We start from the raw sequence: 16,588 nt of genomic DNA on the forward strand, positions 1-16,588 counted from the left end.
GATGCAGCGGGCGGGAGCGATGCTGCGAGGCAGACCGGAGGATGCAACGGACTCGCCCGTTGTGCGGATTTCGCGCTATGCTCGGCAATCGCAAGCCAGCTTCGCCGGAGGCCGCCATGCCGTCGCCCCAACCGCGCGAGCCCGAGCCGGTAAAGGCCGGAAGGCTCGAATTCACCGCCGCCGAGATCGGTGCGCTCGCCCACCTCTATCGCGGCGAGGTCTACCGCAGCACGGTCTGGCGCACCCGCCTCGACAGCTCGACCAATTGGGCTGTTGTCACGACCGGGATCGCGCTGTCGGCGACCTACAGCAACGCAGAGGCCTCGCCGCTGCCAATGGTGCTGGTCGGCCTGCTGGTGACCGTGTTCCTGTTGTTCGAGGCGCGACGCTACCGCTACTTCAACGTTTGGCGTGCCCGCGCCCGGTTGCTCGAAACCGATTTCTACGCACCGATGATCCGCGGCGAAGGTCCCACGCCGAATGCGGCCTGGACCGAGCTGCTCGCCAAGGACTACCGCAATCCCAGTTACCACATCAGCCTTGCCCGTGCGATCGGCCGGCGGCTGCGCCGGACCTATGGCTGGATCTTCGCGATCCAGGCGATCGCCTATTACGGCAAGCTGGCGATCCATCCGCTGCCGCTGACCGCGGTGAGCGACATCTGGGACCGCGCCTCGATCGGCCCGATTCCCGGCGCCATCGTCGTTCTGGCCGGCGTCGCCTTCCACTCCAGCTGGGTGTTGTTCGCGTTCATCACGCGTCGCATGGAGATCGCCGACCGGCACACGCGGCACAAGCTGATCGCGATGGGGTGAGGTGCCGCGCCTCGCGTTGCCGCTGGCGGGCTTTTCCCCTAACCTCACATCAACAAGAAAAGTCAGGGAGGATGTGCCGATGGACGTGATCCCACTGCGTCAGGGGTTCGGAGCGGAACTGCGCGGCGTCACGCTGTCAGATGTTGCCGCCAGCGATGCCGCCTATGCGGCCGTGCGCGCGGCGTTCGAGGAACATTCGGTGCTGGTATTCCGCGGCCAGCAGGTCGATGACGACATCCAGCTCGCCTTCTCGCGCCGCTTCGGCCCGCCCGAGGTGACCAAGGTCGGCTCGATGGGCACCGGCTCGCATTTCGTGATCCTCTCGACCTTCGGGCCCGACGGCCAGGTGGTTCCGTCCGATCATCGGCAGCAGCTGCGCGCCAGGGCCAACCAGCTCTGGCACACCGACTCCTCCTTCAAGCGCGTGCCGGCGCTGACCTCGATCCTGTCGGCGCGGATCATCCCCGAACATGGCGGCGAGACCGAATTCGTCTCGATGCGGCTTGCCTTCGAGCGGCTCGACAAGGAGGTGGCGAGGCGGCTGGAGAACTCATTCGCCTGGCACTCCTACGCGCATTCGCGCAGCAAGGTGGCGACGGGGCTCGCAACATCAGAGGAAGTCGACGCGCTGCCGCCGGTGTGCTGGCGCATGGTCTGGCGCAATCCCGTCAACGGCCGCGGCGCGCTGTATCTCGCCTCCCACGCCTATGGCGTCGAAGGCATGGATGCCGAGGCCGGCAAGGCGCTGATCGAGCAATTGACCGAAGCCGCGACGGCGCCTGGCGTCAGCTACCTGCACCAATGGAAGCAGGGCGATGTCGTGATGTGGGACAACCGCGCCACCATGCATCGCGGCCGCCCCTGGCCGGCGCACGAGGGCCGCCTGATGATCCGCACCACGATCTCCGCGACCGAGGCCGATGGCGTCGCCAGCGTGAGCCCACCCTCGTCGCAGGCGGCGGAGTGATGCGAATGCTGTACCTGTTGTACCGTCATCCTGAGGAGCGCGCTCTTGCGCGCGTCTCGAAGGATCGACGGCCCGACCGGTGGTCGTGCATCCTTCGAGGCTCGCTCCGCTCGCACCTCAGGATGACGGAGAACACGTCGACGGCCACACTTGCAACCGGCGACAAACTGTCGCTGATTGCAGACCGTTCACTCCGCACGCCTCGGCATCAGCAACCAAATTCGAACGGGGATTCGCCGCTGCATAGCAAAACACGCAAAGTTCCCCGTAATCACACGCATTATTCCCGGTCCATGGATATTTTAATGCTCTGGCGTCATCCCAATTGCCAATCCCCGCACGACCCTCGCTGGTTGCCCGGCGGCCTCACCGTGGTATCGTCGATGCCAATCGGCCATTGAGACCGAAATGTGGGAGGGACCATGCGGAGCGTGCAAGCGCTGGCCGTCGCGGTGTTGTCTGTGCTGACTATCAGCGGCGCTTCACTCGCAGCCGAACCGAAATCCGGCGGCATCTTCAGGATCTATCACCGCGACAGTCCCGGCAGTGCCTCGATCCATGAGGGCGCGACCTATTCGCTGAACGTGCCGTTCATGCCGATCTTCAGCAATCTCGTCATTTTCGACCAGCATATCGCCCAGAACAGCGCCAGCACGATCCGGCCCGAGCTTGCGGAGAGCTGGGCCTGGAGCGGCGACAACAAGACGCTGACCTTCAAGCTGCGCAAGGACGTGAAATGGCACGACGGCAAGCCGTTCACCGCGGCCGACGTCAAATGCACCTTCGACATGCTGATGGGCAAGTCGCAGCAGAAATTCCGGCAGAATCCGCGAAAATCCTGGTACGACCAGGTCGACGAGGTCACCACCAACGGTGACCTTGAGGCGTCGTTCAAGTTGAAGCGGCCACAGCCCGCGCTATTGTCGCTGCTCGCCTCGGGCTATACGCCGATCTATCCCTGCCACGTGTCGCCGGGCGACATGCGCACCAAGCCTGTCGGCACCGGGCCGTTCAAGTTCGTCGAGTTCAAGGCCAACGAGTCGATCAAGCTCACCAAGAACCCCGATTACTTCAAGAAGGGCCTGCCCTATCTCGATGGTATCGAGTTCACCATCATCACCAACCGCTCGACGGCGATCCTCGGCTTCGTCTCGGGCAAGTTCGACATGACGTTCCCGACCGAGGTCTCGATCCCGCTGCTCAAGGACGTCAAGTCGCAGGCGCCCAATGCCGTCTGCGTGGTGGAACCGAACAACGTCTCCACCAACATCATCATCAATTCGAGCGGACCGCCGTTCGACAACATCGACATCCGCCGCGCGCTGGCGCTGGCGCTCGACCGCAAGGCGTTCATCCAGATCATGTTCGAGGGCCAAGGCGATATCGGGGGCACAATGGAGCCGGCGCCGGACGGCCTGTGGGCAATGCCCAAGGACATGCTTGAATCGATCCCCGGCTACGGTCCCGACATCGAGAAGAACCGCGAGGAAGCCCGTAAGCTGATGCAGAAGGCGGGTTACGGCCCGGACAAGCACCTGCAGATCAAGGTGTCGACCCGCAACATCGCGGTCTACCGCGATCCCGCGATCATTCTGATCGACCAGATCAAGAGCATCTATATCGACGCCGAGCTCGACGTCGTCGACACCGCGCAGTGGTTCCCGAAGATCGCGCGCAAGGACTATTCGCTCGGCCTCAACCTCACCGGCAATGCCGTCGACGAGCCCGACCAGTCCTTTTACGAGAACTATGCCTGCGGCTCGGAGCGGAACTACACCAACTATTGCAACAAGGACATCGAGAAGCTGTTCGACCAGCAGTCGGAAGAGACCAACCTCGACAAGCGCAAGAAGCTGGTCTGGGAGATCGACAAGAAGCTGCAGGAAGACGTCGCGCGTCCGATCATCTTCCATGCCCGCACCGGCACCTGCTGGCAGCCTTACGTGAAGAATGTCACGATCATGTCCAACAGCTCCTATAACGGCTATCGTTACGAAGACGTCTGGCTGGACAAGTAGCGCGAAGAAGATTCGAGATCAGGGAGAGGGCCAGGGTGTTTGCCTATATCGTGCGGCGGCTGTTCCTGATGCTCGTGACCCTGTTCGGGATCTCGGTCATCATCTTCGTGCTACTGCGGGTCGTTCCGGGCAACATCGTCGACATCCTGTTCGACGCCGCGGGCTTCGTCGATCCCGCCGACAAGGCCAATCTCGAGCGCGAGCTCGGCCTGAGCCAACCGATCGTGATCCAGTACCTGCACTGGATCGGCGGCCTGCTGCGCGGCGACCTCGGCTATTCCTACGTCTCGGAAAAGCCGGCGCTGGAGGAAATCCTGCCCCGGATTCCGATCACCGCGCGGCTTGCGGGCCTGGCGCTGCTGTTCTCGGCCTCGATCGGCATCCCGCTCGGCGTCATCAGCGCCGTGCACCAGGGTTCAAAGCTCGACTACGCGCTGCGCGTGGTCAGCCTCAGCGGCCTGTCGCTGCCGTCGTTCTGGCTCGGCCTGCTGGTCCTGATGGCCTCGGTCTCGCTGTTCGGCACGATGCCGATCTTCAACCCCAACCCGAAAACCTGGACCGAGGCACTCGCGATCTATGCCGTGCCGGCGATGGCAGTCGCCTTCCGCAGCGCGGCACTGACCATGCGCATCACCCGCTCCTCGATGCTGGAAATCCTGCGCCAGGACTATATCCGCACCGCGCGCGCCAAGGGCGCCTCCGAGGCCTCCGTGAACTATCACCATGCGCTGAAGAACGCGGTACTGCCGGTCATCACCGTGATCGGCATCGAGGCCGCATTCCTGATCGGCGGACTGATCGTGACGGAAACCGTGTTCAACATCCCCGGCATCGCCCGCTTCCTGGTCGAGGCGCTGCGCTGGCGCGACTACCCGATCGTGCAGAACCTCGTGATGTTCATCGCGGTGGTCGTGGTTGTCGTGAATTTCATTGTCGACATGCTCTATGCGGCGATCGACCCGCGCATCCGGTTTGGGGACTAGCATGATCCGGAAAAGTGGGACCCGGTTTTCCGATAAGATCATGCTCAAATAGAGAGCCCGATGGCGACGATCAATTTCGAAAGTGAACTGCGACGCGCCGGGGCCAACGCCACCGGTGGCTGGGGGCGGCTGGCGTTCCTCGCGCAGCGGCATGTGCTCGGCACCGTCGGCCTGATCATCATGCTGCTGTTCGTGCTGACCGCGATCTTTGCCAATGTCATCAGCCGCTACGATCCGCTCAGCGTCGATTCCGCGCACCGGTTGGCCGCCCCCTCCATGCTGCACTGGTTCGGCACCGATTCCTTCGGCCGCGACGTCTGGAGCCGCATCGTCCACGGCGCGCGGATCTCGCTCGCCGTCGGCATCGGCTCCACGACGCTTGGCGCCACGCTCGGCGTGATCGTGGGTCTCACCTCCGGCTATCTCTCCGGCTGGGTCGACCTCGTGTTCCAGCGGGTGACCGACATCCTGCAATCGCTGCCGCTGCTGGTGCTCGCGCTGGTGATGACCGCGGCGCTCGGCCCCTCGTTGCCGAACGTGATCCTTGCGATCGCGATTCCCTTGATCCCGACCGTTGCCCGCGTGATCCGCGCTAACACGCTGGCGCTGCGCGAGCAGCCTTTCGTCGAGGCCGCCAAATCGATCGGCATGAGCGAGACACGGATCGCGCTGCGCCATGTGCTGCCGAACACCATCGCACCGCTGATCGTGCTTGCCACCGCGCAACTCGGCTCGACCATCCTGACCGAGGCGTCGCTGTCGTTCCTCGGCCTCGGCATTCCCGAGCCTTATCCGTCCTGGGGCCGCATGCTGTCGGAATCCGCCGCCGAATATGTCCGCACCGCGCCGTGGCTGGTGATATTTCCTGGCATTGCGATCAGCCTCGCGGTGTTCGGCACCAATCTGTTTGGCGACGCGCTACGCGACATCCTCGATCCGAGGCAGCGCGGCTGATGAGTGAGGCTGTGACGCTCGATACGGTTCTAGATGTGAAGAACCTGCAGACGGTGTTCTTCACCAATTCCGGCCTGTTCCGCGCGGTCGACGACGTCTCGTTCTCGGTCGGCCGCAGCGAGACGCTCGCGATCGTCGGCGAATCCGGCTGCGGCAAGAGCGTCAGCGCGCTCTCGATCATGCGCCTGGTGCCCGATCCGCCCGGTCGCATCGTCGGCGGCTCGGTCACGCTCGAGGGCACCGACCTCTTGAAGCTCGATGATGCCGCGATGCGCGACATCAGGGGCAACCGCATCTCGATGATCTTCCAGGAGCCGATGACCTCGCTCAATCCGGTGATGCGGATCGGCGACCAGATCATCGAGGCAGTGCGCCTGCATCAGAAGGTGAGCAGCAAGGAGGCCTGGAAGCAGGCCGTCGACATGCTGCGGCTGGTGCGCATTCCGGAGCCGGAGCGCCGCGCGCAGGAATATCCGCATCAGCTGTCCGGCGGCATGCGCCAGCGCGCCATGATCGCGATGGCGTTGGCGTGCCGGCCGGCGCTGTTGATCGCGGACGAGCCGACCACGGCGCTCGACGTCACCATCCAGGCGCAGATCCTCGCGCTGATCGTCGATCTGCAGAAGCGGCTCGGCACCGGGCTGATCCTGATCACCCATGACCTCGGCGTCGTCGCGCAGACCGCGCAGCGCGTGATCGTGATGTATGCCGGCAAGAAGGTCGAGGAGGCGACAGTCGAGGCGCTGTTCGAGACGCCGCTGCATCCCTACACGCGCGGCCTGATGGCCTCGATGCCTGCGGTTATCGCGCTCGGCGCGAAGACCGATGCGCGACTGACCGAAATTCCCGGCATGGTGCCGTCGCTGACCAATCTGCCGCCCGGCTGCGCCTTCGCGCCACGTTGCAAGCTCGCGATCGACCGCTGCCGTCAAGAGTATCCGCCGCTCGAGGAGGTCAAGAGCAAGCACTGGGCGGCATGCTGGCGCGCCGGCGAGATGGCGGAGGCGTCGTTATGACCGAGCAGCGCCCGCTCCTCGAGGTCACCGATCTCGTCAAGCACTACGCGGTGCGCGGCGGCGTGCTGCGCCGGCAGGTCGGCACCGTGCATGCGGTCGACGGCGTCAGCTTTTCGCTTGGCGCGGGCGAGACGCTCGGCCTGGTCGGCGAATCCGGCTGCGGCAAGTCGACGGTGGCGCGCACCGTGCTGCGGCTGGTCGAGCCGACCAGCGGCGCGATCAAGCTGGATGGCGAGGACATCGCGCCGCTCAGCAAGACCGCGCTGCGGCCCTACCGCCGCTCGATGCAGATCGTGTTCCAGGACCCGTTCGCCTCGCTCAACCCGCGCATGACGGCGGGCGACATCGTCGGCGAGCCCCTGATTGTGCATGGCTTGGCAACCGGCGCGAAGAAGCAGGAGCGCGTCGCGGAGTTGTTCCAGCAGGTCGGCCTGCGGCCCGACCAGATGAAGAATTTTCCGCATCAATTCTCCGGCGGCCAGCGCCAGCGCATCTGCATCGCACGCGCGCTGTCGCTCGGACCGCGACTGATCGTCTGCGACGAACCGGTCTCCGCGCTCGACGTCTCGATCCAGGCGCAGGTGATCAATTTGCTGATCGACCTGCAGCGCCAGCAGAATTTTTCCTACCTCTTCATCGCGCACGACCTCGCGGTCGTTGCCCATATCAGCCACCGCGTCGCGGTGATGTATCTCGGCCGCATTGTCGAGATCGCGGACAAACACGAGCTGTTCGCCAATCCGCGCCACCCCTACACCCAGGCGCTGCTTGCCTCGGTGCCGGTCGCTGACCCCAAGGCCAAGCGGCTCGCACCGATGATCGACGGCGACGTGCCGAGCCCGATCAACCCGCCCTCAGGCTGCGCCTTCCACACCCGCTGCCGCTACGCGATCGACCGTTGCAAAACGGAGCGCCCGGTGCTGCAGGCGGCCGGTGCGGGGCATCAGGTCGCCTGCTGGCTGAATGACGGGACGGGGCGTGAAGAATAATTCCGCTGTCGTCCCTGCGAAAGCAGGGACCCATAACCACCGTTGCTCGTTGATGCACCGAACTGTGGCCGCAGCCTGCTCCAACAACACCGATCGGTGGTTATGGGTCCCGGGTCGCGCTGCGCTTGCCCGGGACGACAGTCCCTATGCGGCCGCCTCGATCTCCACGACGATCTTACCCGTCGTTACCTGCTCACCCTCGGCAACATCGATCGCCGACACCGTGCCCGCGACGCCGGCGGTGTGGACGTGCTCCATCTTCATCGCTTCCAGCGTCATCACCGGCTGGCCGGCCGCGACCTTGTCGCCGGCCTTCACCAGCACCGCGACGACCCGGCCGTTCATGGCGGCGCGCACCTTGCCATCGCCTCCGGCGGCCGACGCGCTCTCCGGCGGGGCGAGCGTGAGATCGCGCGCCGACAGCGTCACGCCGCGATGCAGGATGTAGAGCCGATCGCCGTCGCGCAGGAATTTTGCCTGCTCCATCAGGCCGTCATGGTGGAAACGGATGCTGTCCTGATCCAGCTCGTCGATCGCAAAGCTGAAGCGATCGCCGTTGCGGGTCGCGACGTAGCTGCCGTCGCGTTCGGGAACAATCTCGATCTCCTGCACGCCGTGGCCGAGATCTATCCGCAGGCCGAGCGGGAACGTCGCCGACAGCGACCGGCCGCGTTGCCAAGGCGGCGCGTGCGGATTGGTGACGTAGAGCAGCAGCGCCGCCAGCGCGAGGTCGCTACCCCGATCGGGCCGCGGCGCCAGCAACGCATCGCGGTTGTTGCCGATGAACGCCGTGGTCGCCTCACCCTTGGCGAAGACCGGATGGCGCAGGCAGTCGATCAGGAAACCCTGATTGGTGGTGACGCCGAAGGCCGTGACCTGCTCCAGGGCGCAGATCAGCTTGCCGCGCGCCTCGTCGCGGGTCTTGCCATGGCTGATGACCTTGGCGATCATCGAATCGTAGAACGGCGGAATCTCCGAGCCTGATTGCAGCGCGTGCTCGACGCGGATGGCATCGGGCATCTGCCAGCGCGCCATCGTGCCGGATTGCGGCATGAAGTCGTGCCCGGTGTCTTCCGAGCACAGCCGCACCTCGATGGCATGACCCGAGAACGGGATGTCCTCCTGCTTGAGGCCGAGCGGCTCACCGCCGGCGACGCGGAGCTGCAGCTCGACCAGATCGAGCCCGGTGATCGCCTCGGTGACGGGATGCTCGACCTGAAGCCGCGTGTTCATCTCCATGAAGTAGAAATTGCCGGCGCGATCAAGCAGGAATTCCAGTGTGCCGGCGCCTTCATAGCCGATCGCCTTGACGGCCTGCACGGCGACCGCACCCATCCGCGCGCGCAACTCCGGTGTCACCGCCGGCGACGGGGCCTCCTCGATCAGCTTCTGGTGCCGCCGCTGCACCGAGCAATCGCGCTCGCCGAGATGGATGGCGTTGCCATGGCGGTCGCCGAACACCTGGATCTCGATGTGGCGGGGATCGACGATCGCGCGCTCGAGGATCACGGTGGGATCGCCGAACGCGCCCTGCGCCTCCGACCGCGCGCTGCGCAGCGCGTCCGGAAAGGCCGCAGCGTCTGCGACGAGCCGCATGCCGCGGCCGCCGCCACCGGCGACCGCCTTGATCATCACGGGGAAACCAATCGCCTTGGCCTCCGTCAGCATCACGGCATCGCCCTGATCGGCGCCCTGATAGCCGGGCACGCAGGGCACGCCGGCCTTTTGCATGATCTCCTTGGCGCCGGCCTTGTTGCCCATCGCAAGGATCGCTTCCGGCGACGGGCCGATGAACACCAGCCCGGCATCGCGGCAGGCTTGCGCAAAGTCCTCGTTCTCGGCGAGGAAGCCGTAGCCGGGATGCACCGCGCCGGCGCCGCTCGCCTTGGCGGCTGCGATGATCGTGTCGATCTTCAGATAGGATTGCGCCGGCAGCGCCTCGCCGATCCGCACCGCCTGATCCGCCTCGCGCACATGTAGCGCGTCGCGGTCGGCGTCCGAATAGACTGCGACGACGCCATAGCCGAGCCGCCGCGCCGTGCGCATGACGCGCAGCGCGATCTCGCCGCGGTTGGCAATCAGGATCTTGAAGAACGGTGTCCGCTTCACGATTGCCCCACTCATGGCCGCGCCACCGAGAACTGCATGCGCAGCGGGGTGCGCGCCTCGGCCTCGCGGCAGATCGCCAGCACCTCGGCGAGCACGCTGCGGGTGTCGCGCGGATCGATCACGCCGTCGTCGAGCACGCGGGCGCTGGTCGAGAACACGTCCATCTGGCCATCGAACACGCCCACAATCTGCGCCTTCATCGCCTCCAGCTTCTCCCTCTCGATCGGCTTGCCACGCCGCGCGGCGGCGGCTTCAGTGACGATCGCCATGGTTTCGGCGGCCTGCTCACCACCCATCACCGCGGTCTTGGCATTGGGCCAGGAGAAGCAGAAGCGCGGATGGAAACCGCGGCCGCACATGCCGTAATTGCCGGCGCCGAACGAGGCGCCGCAATACAGGGTGATCTGCGGCACCGTCGCCGAGGTCACCGCCTGGATCATCTTGGAGCCATGCTTGATCATGCCGGCTTCTTCATAGGCCTTGCCCACCATGTAGCCGGTGGTGTTGTTCATATAGAGGATCGGCGTGCGCGACTGGCAGCAAGCCTGGATGAAGTGCGTCGCCTTGTTGGCGCCGGGCACGTCGAGCGGGCCATTGTTGGTGATGATGCCGATCGCCTGCCCTTCGATACGGGCGTGACCGCACACCGTCGCCGGGCCGTAATTTGAGCCGAATTCGGTGAAGTCGGAATCGTCGATGAAGCGCGCGATCGCCTGGCGGATGTCGACGGGGCGCTTGTGGTCCATCGGCATGATGCCGAGCAGTTCCTCGGCGTCATAGCGCGGCGGCTTGAACGCGGCCGGCTCCGATCTCGGTCGATCCCATGGCAGCTTGGCCATGATCTCGCGCGCGATGCGGAGCGCATCGCGGTCGTCCTCGGCGAGATAATCGCCGAGGCCCGAGATCGAGGTGTGCATCTCGGCGCCGCCGAGCTCCTCCTCGGTCGCGATCTCGCCGGTGGCAGCCTTCAGCAAGGGCGGCCCGGCCAGGAAGGCGCGGGTGCGGCCGCGCAACATCACGATGTAATCGGAGAGGCCGGTCTGATACGCGCCACCCGCGGTCGAGGAGCCATGGGTGACGGTGACGACAGGAAGCCCCGCCGCCGACAGCCGCGCGAGATTGCGGAAGATATTGCCGCCTCTGACAAAGTCCTCGACCCGGTAGCGCAGCAGATTGGCTCCGGCACTCTCGACGAGCTGCACATAGGGCAGCTTGTTCTCCAGCGCGAGCTCCTGCACCCGCAGCGTCTTGTCGAGGCCATAGGGCTGCAGCGCGCCGGCATCGATGCCGGCATCATTGGCGCTGATCATGCAGCGGATGCCGGAGACGAAGCCGATGCCGGCAACCAGCCCGCCGCCGGGCACGCTCTTGTCGGCGTCAGCCAAATCGAACATGTAGCCGGCGAGCGTCGAGAGTTCGAGGAAGGGCGAGCCGGGATCGAGCACCAGCGCAACGCGCTCGCGCGGCAACAGCTGGCCGCGCTTGTGGAAGCGGTCCTTTGCCGCGGCGGAGGCCGCGCGGGTCCGCTCCTCCAGCCCCCGCATCCGGGCGATCAGCGCCAGCATGCCGTCGCGATTGCCCTGGAAGCCGGCGCTGCCGGTGGAAATCGTATTCTCGATAATGGCCACTAGGCGCGCTCCACAAAATGCCCGCTGTATTGCTGCCGCAGCTCGACCTTGCGCAGCTTGCCGGTCGCGGTCATCGGCATTTCCTCGAGGATACGCACCAGCTTCGGCACCTGGAAGCCGCCGAGATGCTTTCTGCAATGCGCCTCGATGCCGGCCTCGTCAGCCACCGCGCCGGGCTTCAGCTTGACGAAGGCGGAAACCGCCTCGCCCCATTGCGGATGCGGCAGCCCGACCACGGCAGCGTTCTGCACGGCGGGGTGCGCCAGCAACGTCTCCTCGATCTTGACGGAGGCGACATTCTCGCCACCCGACTTGATCATGTCCTTCTTGCGGTCGAGGAACAGCACCTCGCCATTGCCGTCGATCAGGGCAAGGTCGCCGGTATGGTGCCAGCCGAACTTGCGCGCTTCCTCGGTCGATTTGGGGTCCTTGTAATAGCCCATCATCACGTTGGGCCCGCGATGCACCAGCTCGCCGATCTCGCCGCGCGGCAGAAGGTTGCCGTTGTCGTCCATGATCGCGGTCTCGTTGACAACAAGCGACTCGCCCCAGTAATTGCCGAAGCGGTCGAGCTGCACCTCCGGCCGCGACATCGTGGTCGCCGGGTACATTTCGGTCTGGCCGCTGGACAGCACGAAATTCGGGCACAAGTCCGCCATCGCGCGTTCGAGCAGCGGCTTGCCCATCGGCGCCATGGTGTAGATGCAGCAGCGCAGGCCCGACAGGTCGTAGTCGCGCCGGCGCGGATGATCGAGGATCGCCTGGTACATCAGCGACAGGCCGACGAACACGCTGAGCCGATCGCGGACGATCGCCTCCATGCAGACCACCGGATCGAAGCCGCGCATCAACGCCATGCGGCCGCCGACCGAGAGATAGCTCAGCAGCAGCACATGGCCGGCGCAGTGGAACAGCGGAAACTGCCCGGTGATCCCGTCGTCACGCGAGAGCTGCATCTCGATGCAGTTGCTCATCACGGCCATCACCACCGCGAGGTGGCAATGCATCGCGCCCTTCGGCCGCGACGTCGTGCCCGACGTGTAGATGATCATCGCAAGATCGCGGTCGTTGATCTCGATCTCGGGCTCGATATCGGATTGCCCTTCCAGGAGATCGTTGAAGCTTTGCAGCCCGGTCTTGCCGGCATTGCCGGTCAGGTCGATCGCGATCATCTCCATGGCGCGCGCTTCCAATGCGGCGCGCCGGTCAGCCTGAGCGTGCAGATTGTCATCGATGATGGCAAAGCGCACCTCGGCATGGCCGAGGATGTAGTCCATGTCGGACGGTCCGAGCATGGTGTTGATCGGCACCCAGACCAGGCCGGCGCGGTGGATGCCGAACAGTGCTTTGACGAACTCGACGGAGTTGTTGCAGATGGTCGAGATCTTTTCGCCTGACTTCAACCCGCGCTGCACCAGATGATTGGCAAAGCGATTGGCGTCGCGTTCGAGCTCGGTGAAGGTGACCTGCCTGCCGCCGTCGGTCAGCGCGACGCGATCCGGAAACCGCCGCGCGGCACGCTTCAAGAGGTCGCCGATCGCGACCCGCCCGATGCGGCCCGGCCCGGTGACGCCGCCGGTTGCTAAGAGGTTGTCCATGTGTTTCCTCCTCCATCGTCATTGCGAGGAACTCGCGACAAAAATTGCAAAGCAATTTTGCGCTGAAGCGACCAAGCAATCCATTCTTCCCACGCGGCAAGATAGATTGCTTCGCTCCGCTCGCAATGACGGCGGGGTTGACGTCAGTGCCTGACCCCAAAAATCTGCCTCGCTTCTACCGGGCTCGCGATCTCGCGGCCGGCACGGCGCGCACAGGCGGCAAGCCCCTCGACGAGCTGCCCGTTCGAGGTCACCTTGGTGCCGTCGCCGAGATAGAACGTGTCTTCCAGCCCGCTGCGCAGATGGCCGCCGAGATCGGCGGCGCGCTGGTGCAGCGGCCAGATCTCGCCGCGGCCGATCGCGGTGACCTGCCAATGCGCGTCCGGCGCCTTCAGCTTCAGGAGGATCGGCAGCAGCTCCGGATCGGCCGGCATGCCCGAGGCGACGCCCATGACGAAATTGTATTCGAGCGGCCCGGAATACATGCCGGTCTGCCGGTACATGCCGACGCAGCGCACGATGCCGACATCGAAGCCGAAGCATTCGAATTCGGGGATGGTGCCGGCGACCTTCATCACGTCGAGATAGTCCTGCACCTTCTCGACCGCGTTATCGAACATCATCGGCGGCCAGGCCCAGGTGTTGTCGGCCTTGACCTTCAGATAATTCAGCGAGCCGGCGTTGCAGGCGGCGATCTCGGGCTTGGTCTCGCGCACACAGTCGAGCGCGCCCTGGTAGTTCGGGCCGGAGGTCCCCGTGGTGTGATTGATGATCACGCCGGGGCAGGCCTCGCGGATCGCCTGCTGGATCTCCTTGCTGACGCTGACCTCCCATGACGGCAGGTGGCCCTTGGTCGCCTCCTGCTGGCGCAGATGGATGTGCATGATGCTGGCGCCGGCGTTGAACGCAGCCCTGGCCTCGCGCGCCATCTGTTCCGGCGTCACCGGAACGTTGTGCTGCTTGGGGTCGGTAAGCACGCCGTTCAGCGCGCAGGTGATGACGGCCTTGTCGCTCATGGCGTCTCGCTTGTCCGGGTTGCAGCGCACATGCGCCGTTGGTTTTCCCATGATGAGAAATTTGCCGTCGCGCCATCTTGCGTTGACTGGCTAAGTCGATGGGCCCACGCCGGAATCCGTCGCCAGCCGGTTAACACAAGACGCAGAGCCCACGTGACGCATAGCCTCAGCTTGCCAAGCAAAAGCGGCGCAACAAGCCGGCATCACGGGGAGAACGTCATGGTCTCGATCAACCGGCGCACATGGCTCACCGGCGCGGCAGGCGCTGGCCTTGCCGCAGTCGCAGGCCTGCGGCCTTCGCTTGCCGAGGACACGCCCGGCGTCACCGCGACCGAGATCAGGATCGGCAGCACCACCTCGCTCAGTGGCCCGGTGTCGGCGCTCGGCGTGCAGGCGCGATGCCAGGAAGCCTACTTCAAGATGCTCAACGAGCAGGGCGGCATCGCCGGTCGGCAGATCAAGTACATCTATTACGACGACGCGTTCAATCCGGCGAAGACGGTCGAGCAGGTGCGCCGCCTGATCGAAAGCGACAATGTCGCCTTCCTGTTCAACATGCTCGGCACCGCGCCGAACTCGTCCGTCGTCAAATACATCAACGCCGCAAAAGTCCCGCATCTGTTCCTGTCGGTGAACGGCGACAAATGGGGCGACTACCAGAGCTATCCCTGGACGATGGGCTTTGCGCCGAGCGCGCGCACCGAGGCGCAAGTGTTCGTCAAATATGCGCTGAGCCAGAACAAGGACGCGAAGTTCGCGGTGCTGTACCAGAACGACGATCTCGGCAAGGATTTCGTCGCCGGCGCCAAGGATGTGCTGGGCGAGCGGTTCGCGACATCGGCCGTGGTGGCGTCGCATGAGGTCACCGATCCCACGATCGATTCCCAGATCGTCACCCTGCGCGGCGCCAATCCCGATGTGCTGATCTCGGGCACGACGGCAAAGTTCTGCGCGCAGTCGATCCGCAAGATCTACGAGCTCGGCTGGAAGCCGATGCACTTTATTGCGAGCGGCGCCGCCTCGATCTCGTCGACCATCGCGCCGGTTGGTCTGGACAAGTCGCAGGGCACGATCTCGTCGGCCTATGTGAAGGACGTCGCCGATCCGGCCTGGGCCAATGATCCCGGCGTGAAGACCTTTCTCGCCTTCATGGAAAAATACTTCCCCGACGGCAATCCGAAGGAAGGCTACAATCTCTACGCCTACACGGTGGCGCAGGTGTTGAAGATCGTGCTCGAGCAATGCAAGGGCAACTTTAGCCGCGACAACATCATGGCGCAGGCGAACAATCTGAAAGATATCGAGATCCCGACGCTGTTGCCCGGCATCCGTGTCAACACCAGCCCGACCAACCATCACCCGCTGCAGCAGCTTCAGCTGCAACGGATCGAAGGGCCCGGCTGGTTGCGGTTCGGCGAGGTGATCCAGGGCGCGAATTTGTGAGCGGAGAAGAATCCGAAGTGTCGTCCCGGCGAAGGCCGGGACCCATACCGCGTGATCTATCGGTGGCGCGGGATGACAGACACCCGCCAAAACAACAAACAGCCGTGGTTATGGGTCCCGGCCTTCGCCGGGACGACGGCGACATTTACGTCAGCGCGCGCTCGCTCGCCGCCTGCCCGGTGCGGTAGATCGCAAGATCCCGTGAGCCGGAGAAGATCGCGCGCGGCTTCAGGCCATAGAAGCGCCGGATCGAGTGGCTGAAATGGGTGCTATCGGGATAGCCGATGTCCTGCGCGAGATGCGCGAGATTGATGTCCTGGTTGGCGAAGTACAGCAGATGCCGCGCGCGCTTCCAGGCGCGGAAGGAGCGGAACGAGATCCCGGTCTCCTCCTTGAACAGATGCAGGAAACGCGAGGGCGATAGACCGGCGTCGGTGGCGCAGCCCGCCGCGGTCACCGGCTCGCCGGAGAATTGCCCGATGCGGCCGATGGCGCGCACGACGCGCGGATCGAGCGCGCGTTGCGGCAGCGCGTCGCCGAAGCACATCGTGTCGAACTCGGCATTCGCAATCGCGTCGCGATGCTGCATCTCGGCGAGTGTCGCATAGGCGGCGCGGATACGACCCGCGAACAGATGCGAGTCCGATCCCTGCAGGCGGCGGGCGACCGCCTCCAGCGTGCCGTCGGGCACGCTCTCCGGCTCGATCGCAACGCAGATCGCCGAACGATACTCGCTGGTGATGGTGTGGCGCAGGTTCGGCATCGTCACGGCGAGTTCGCCATGGGACTCGCGGCCTTCGCTGGTCGACAGATGCAACCCGTCGCGGATCGCGACATAGACATGGAATGCGCCGGGACAGCGTTCGCGCGGGCGGCCGAGCAGCCCGGCATAGAACACCCGTTCCGGCGTGATCAGCATCCGGTGGCCGGATTGCTCGCCCTTTGCGTTCACGATCGCGTCCATGGCGGTTCCTCCTCGCGCGGCTCTTTGGGCCGCTGCGGCGGGAGCTACCATAGCGCAAATTCGCAACCTGTCACCGACGCTGAACGTC

General features: G+C 64.9%; 13 protein-coding genes. 8 read left to right on the forward strand and 5 right to left on the reverse strand.

Annotated features, from left to right (window positions below):
• Nucleotides 1-116 precede the first annotated feature (116 nt).
• The 7 genes from HAP48_RS13140 (at nucleotide 117) to HAP48_RS13170 (ending at nucleotide 7,742) form a co-directional block, all read left to right on the forward strand.
• A complete protein-coding gene (locus tag HAP48_RS13140) occupies nucleotides 117-815 on the forward strand; it encodes a DUF2270 domain-containing protein (protein WP_224497039.1) in 699 nt (232 codons plus the stop codon).
• 79 nt (nucleotides 816-894) lie between these two features.
• Nucleotides 895-1,782 (forward strand): TauD/TfdA dioxygenase family protein, encoded by an 888-nt coding sequence (locus HAP48_RS13145; protein ID WP_166213446.1) that lies wholly within the window; start codon nucleotides 895-897, stop codon nucleotides 1,780-1,782.
• A gap of 422 nt (nucleotides 1,783-2,204) precedes the next feature.
• The gene (locus HAP48_RS13150) at nucleotides 2,205-3,800 is read left to right on the forward strand and encodes an ABC transporter substrate-binding protein (RefSeq protein ID WP_166213445.1); all 1,596 of its coding nucleotides are present in this window, start codon (nucleotides 2,205-2,207) and stop codon (nucleotides 3,798-3,800) included.
• A gap of 35 nt (nucleotides 3,801-3,835) precedes the next feature.
• Nucleotides 3,836-4,783, forward strand: coding sequence for an ABC transporter permease (locus HAP48_RS13155; protein WP_166213444.1), 948 nt, complete (start codon nucleotides 3,836-3,838; stop codon nucleotides 4,781-4,783).
• Nucleotides 4,784-4,843: 60 nt separating this feature from the next.
• Nucleotides 4,844-5,737, forward strand: coding sequence for an ABC transporter permease (locus HAP48_RS13160; RefSeq protein ID WP_166213443.1), 894 nt, complete (start codon nucleotides 4,844-4,846; stop codon nucleotides 5,735-5,737).
• Nucleotides 5,737-6,753 (forward strand): ABC transporter ATP-binding protein, encoded by a 1,017-nt coding sequence (locus HAP48_RS13165; RefSeq protein ID WP_166213442.1) that lies wholly within the window; start codon nucleotides 5,737-5,739, stop codon nucleotides 6,751-6,753. Before HAP48_RS13160 ends, HAP48_RS13165 begins: the two co-directional genes overlap by 1 nt.
• A complete protein-coding gene (locus HAP48_RS13170) occupies nucleotides 6,750-7,742 on the forward strand; it encodes an ABC transporter ATP-binding protein (protein WP_166213441.1) in 993 nt (330 codons plus the stop codon). The genes HAP48_RS13165 and HAP48_RS13170 overlap by 4 nt, the downstream gene beginning before the upstream one ends.
• A gap of 144 nt (nucleotides 7,743-7,886) precedes the next feature.
• Here the strand turns inward: HAP48_RS13170 and HAP48_RS13175 are convergent, their stop codons facing one another.
• The 4 genes from HAP48_RS13175 to HAP48_RS13190 all read right to left on the reverse strand — a co-directional run bounded on the left by HAP48_RS13175 (nucleotide 7,887) and on the right by HAP48_RS13190 (nucleotide 14,093).
• Nucleotides 7,887-9,866, reverse strand: coding sequence for an acetyl/propionyl/methylcrotonyl-CoA carboxylase subunit alpha (locus HAP48_RS13175; protein WP_166213440.1), 1,980 nt, complete (start codon nucleotides 9,864-9,866; stop codon nucleotides 7,887-7,889).
• The gene (locus HAP48_RS13180; protein ID WP_166213439.1) at nucleotides 9,863-11,479 is read right to left on the reverse strand and encodes an acyl-CoA carboxylase subunit beta; all 1,617 of its coding nucleotides are present in this window, start codon (nucleotides 11,477-11,479) and stop codon (nucleotides 9,863-9,865) included. Before HAP48_RS13180 ends, HAP48_RS13175 begins: the two co-directional genes overlap by 4 nt.
• Nucleotides 11,479-13,077 carry an AMP-binding protein gene (locus HAP48_RS13185; protein WP_166213438.1) on the reverse strand — a complete coding sequence of 533 codons (1,599 nt, stop codon included), beginning with the start codon at nucleotides 13,075-13,077 and terminating at the stop codon, nucleotides 11,479-11,481. The genes HAP48_RS13180 and HAP48_RS13185 overlap by 1 nt, the downstream gene beginning before the upstream one ends.
• Before the next feature lie 143 nt (nucleotides 13,078-13,220).
• Nucleotides 13,221-14,093, reverse strand: a complete 873-nt coding sequence (locus HAP48_RS13190) for a beta-keto acid cleavage family enzyme (RefSeq protein ID WP_166213437.1) — start codon at nucleotides 14,091-14,093, stop codon at nucleotides 13,221-13,223.
• Between the two features lie 219 nt (nucleotides 14,094-14,312).
• Between HAP48_RS13190 and HAP48_RS13195 the strand changes: the two genes are divergently transcribed.
• The gene (locus HAP48_RS13195; RefSeq protein WP_166213436.1) at nucleotides 14,313-15,536 is read left to right on the forward strand and encodes an ABC transporter substrate-binding protein; all 1,224 of its coding nucleotides are present in this window, start codon (nucleotides 14,313-14,315) and stop codon (nucleotides 15,534-15,536) included.
• 145 nt (nucleotides 15,537-15,681) lie between these two features.
• Here the strand turns inward: HAP48_RS13195 and HAP48_RS13200 are convergent, their stop codons facing one another.
• A complete protein-coding gene (locus HAP48_RS13200; protein ID WP_210292833.1) occupies nucleotides 15,682-16,500 on the reverse strand; it encodes a helix-turn-helix domain-containing protein in 819 nt (272 codons plus the stop codon).
• Nucleotides 16,501-16,588 lie beyond the last annotated feature (88 nt).

Origin of the sequence: Bradyrhizobium septentrionale (genome assembly GCF_011516645.4) — a bacterium.
GTDB lineage: Bacteria > Pseudomonadota > Alphaproteobacteria > Rhizobiales > Xanthobacteraceae > Bradyrhizobium > Bradyrhizobium septentrionale.

Bases quoted from the DNA above. Each gene is read 5' to 3' on its own strand.
- HAP48_RS13140 (WP_224497039.1), top strand. From the start codon at position 117: ATGCCGTCGCCCCAACCGCGCGAGCCCGAGCCGGTAAAGGCCGGAAGG.
- HAP48_RS13145 (WP_166213446.1), top strand. From the start codon at position 895: ATGGACGTGATCCCACTGCGTCAGGGGTTCGGAGCGGAACTGCGCGGC.
- HAP48_RS13150 (WP_166213445.1), top strand. From the start codon at position 2,205: ATGCGGAGCGTGCAAGCGCTGGCCGTCGCGGTGTTGTCTGTGCTGACT.
- HAP48_RS13160 (WP_166213443.1), top strand. From the start codon at position 4,844: ATGGCGACGATCAATTTCGAAAGTGAACTGCGACGCGCCGGGGCCAAC.
- HAP48_RS13165 (WP_166213442.1), top strand. From the start codon at position 5,737: ATGAGTGAGGCTGTGACGCTCGATACGGTTCTAGATGTGAAGAACCTG.
- HAP48_RS13170 (WP_166213441.1), top strand. From the start codon at position 6,750: ATGACCGAGCAGCGCCCGCTCCTCGAGGTCACCGATCTCGTCAAGCAC.
- HAP48_RS13175 (WP_166213440.1), bottom strand. From the start codon at position 9,866: ATGAGTGGGGCAATCGTGAAGCGGACACCGTTCTTCAAGATCCTGATT.
- HAP48_RS13185 (WP_166213438.1), bottom strand. From the start codon at position 13,077: ATGGACAACCTCTTAGCAACCGGCGGCGTCACCGGGCCGGGCCGCATC.
- HAP48_RS13190 (WP_166213437.1), bottom strand. From the start codon at position 14,093: ATGAGCGACAAGGCCGTCATCACCTGCGCGCTGAACGGCGTGCTTACC.
- HAP48_RS13195 (WP_166213436.1), top strand. From the start codon at position 14,313: ATGGTCTCGATCAACCGGCGCACATGGCTCACCGGCGCGGCAGGCGCT.
- HAP48_RS13200 (WP_210292833.1), bottom strand. From the start codon at position 16,500: ATGGACGCGATCGTGAACGCAAAGGGCGAGCAATCCGGCCACCGGATG.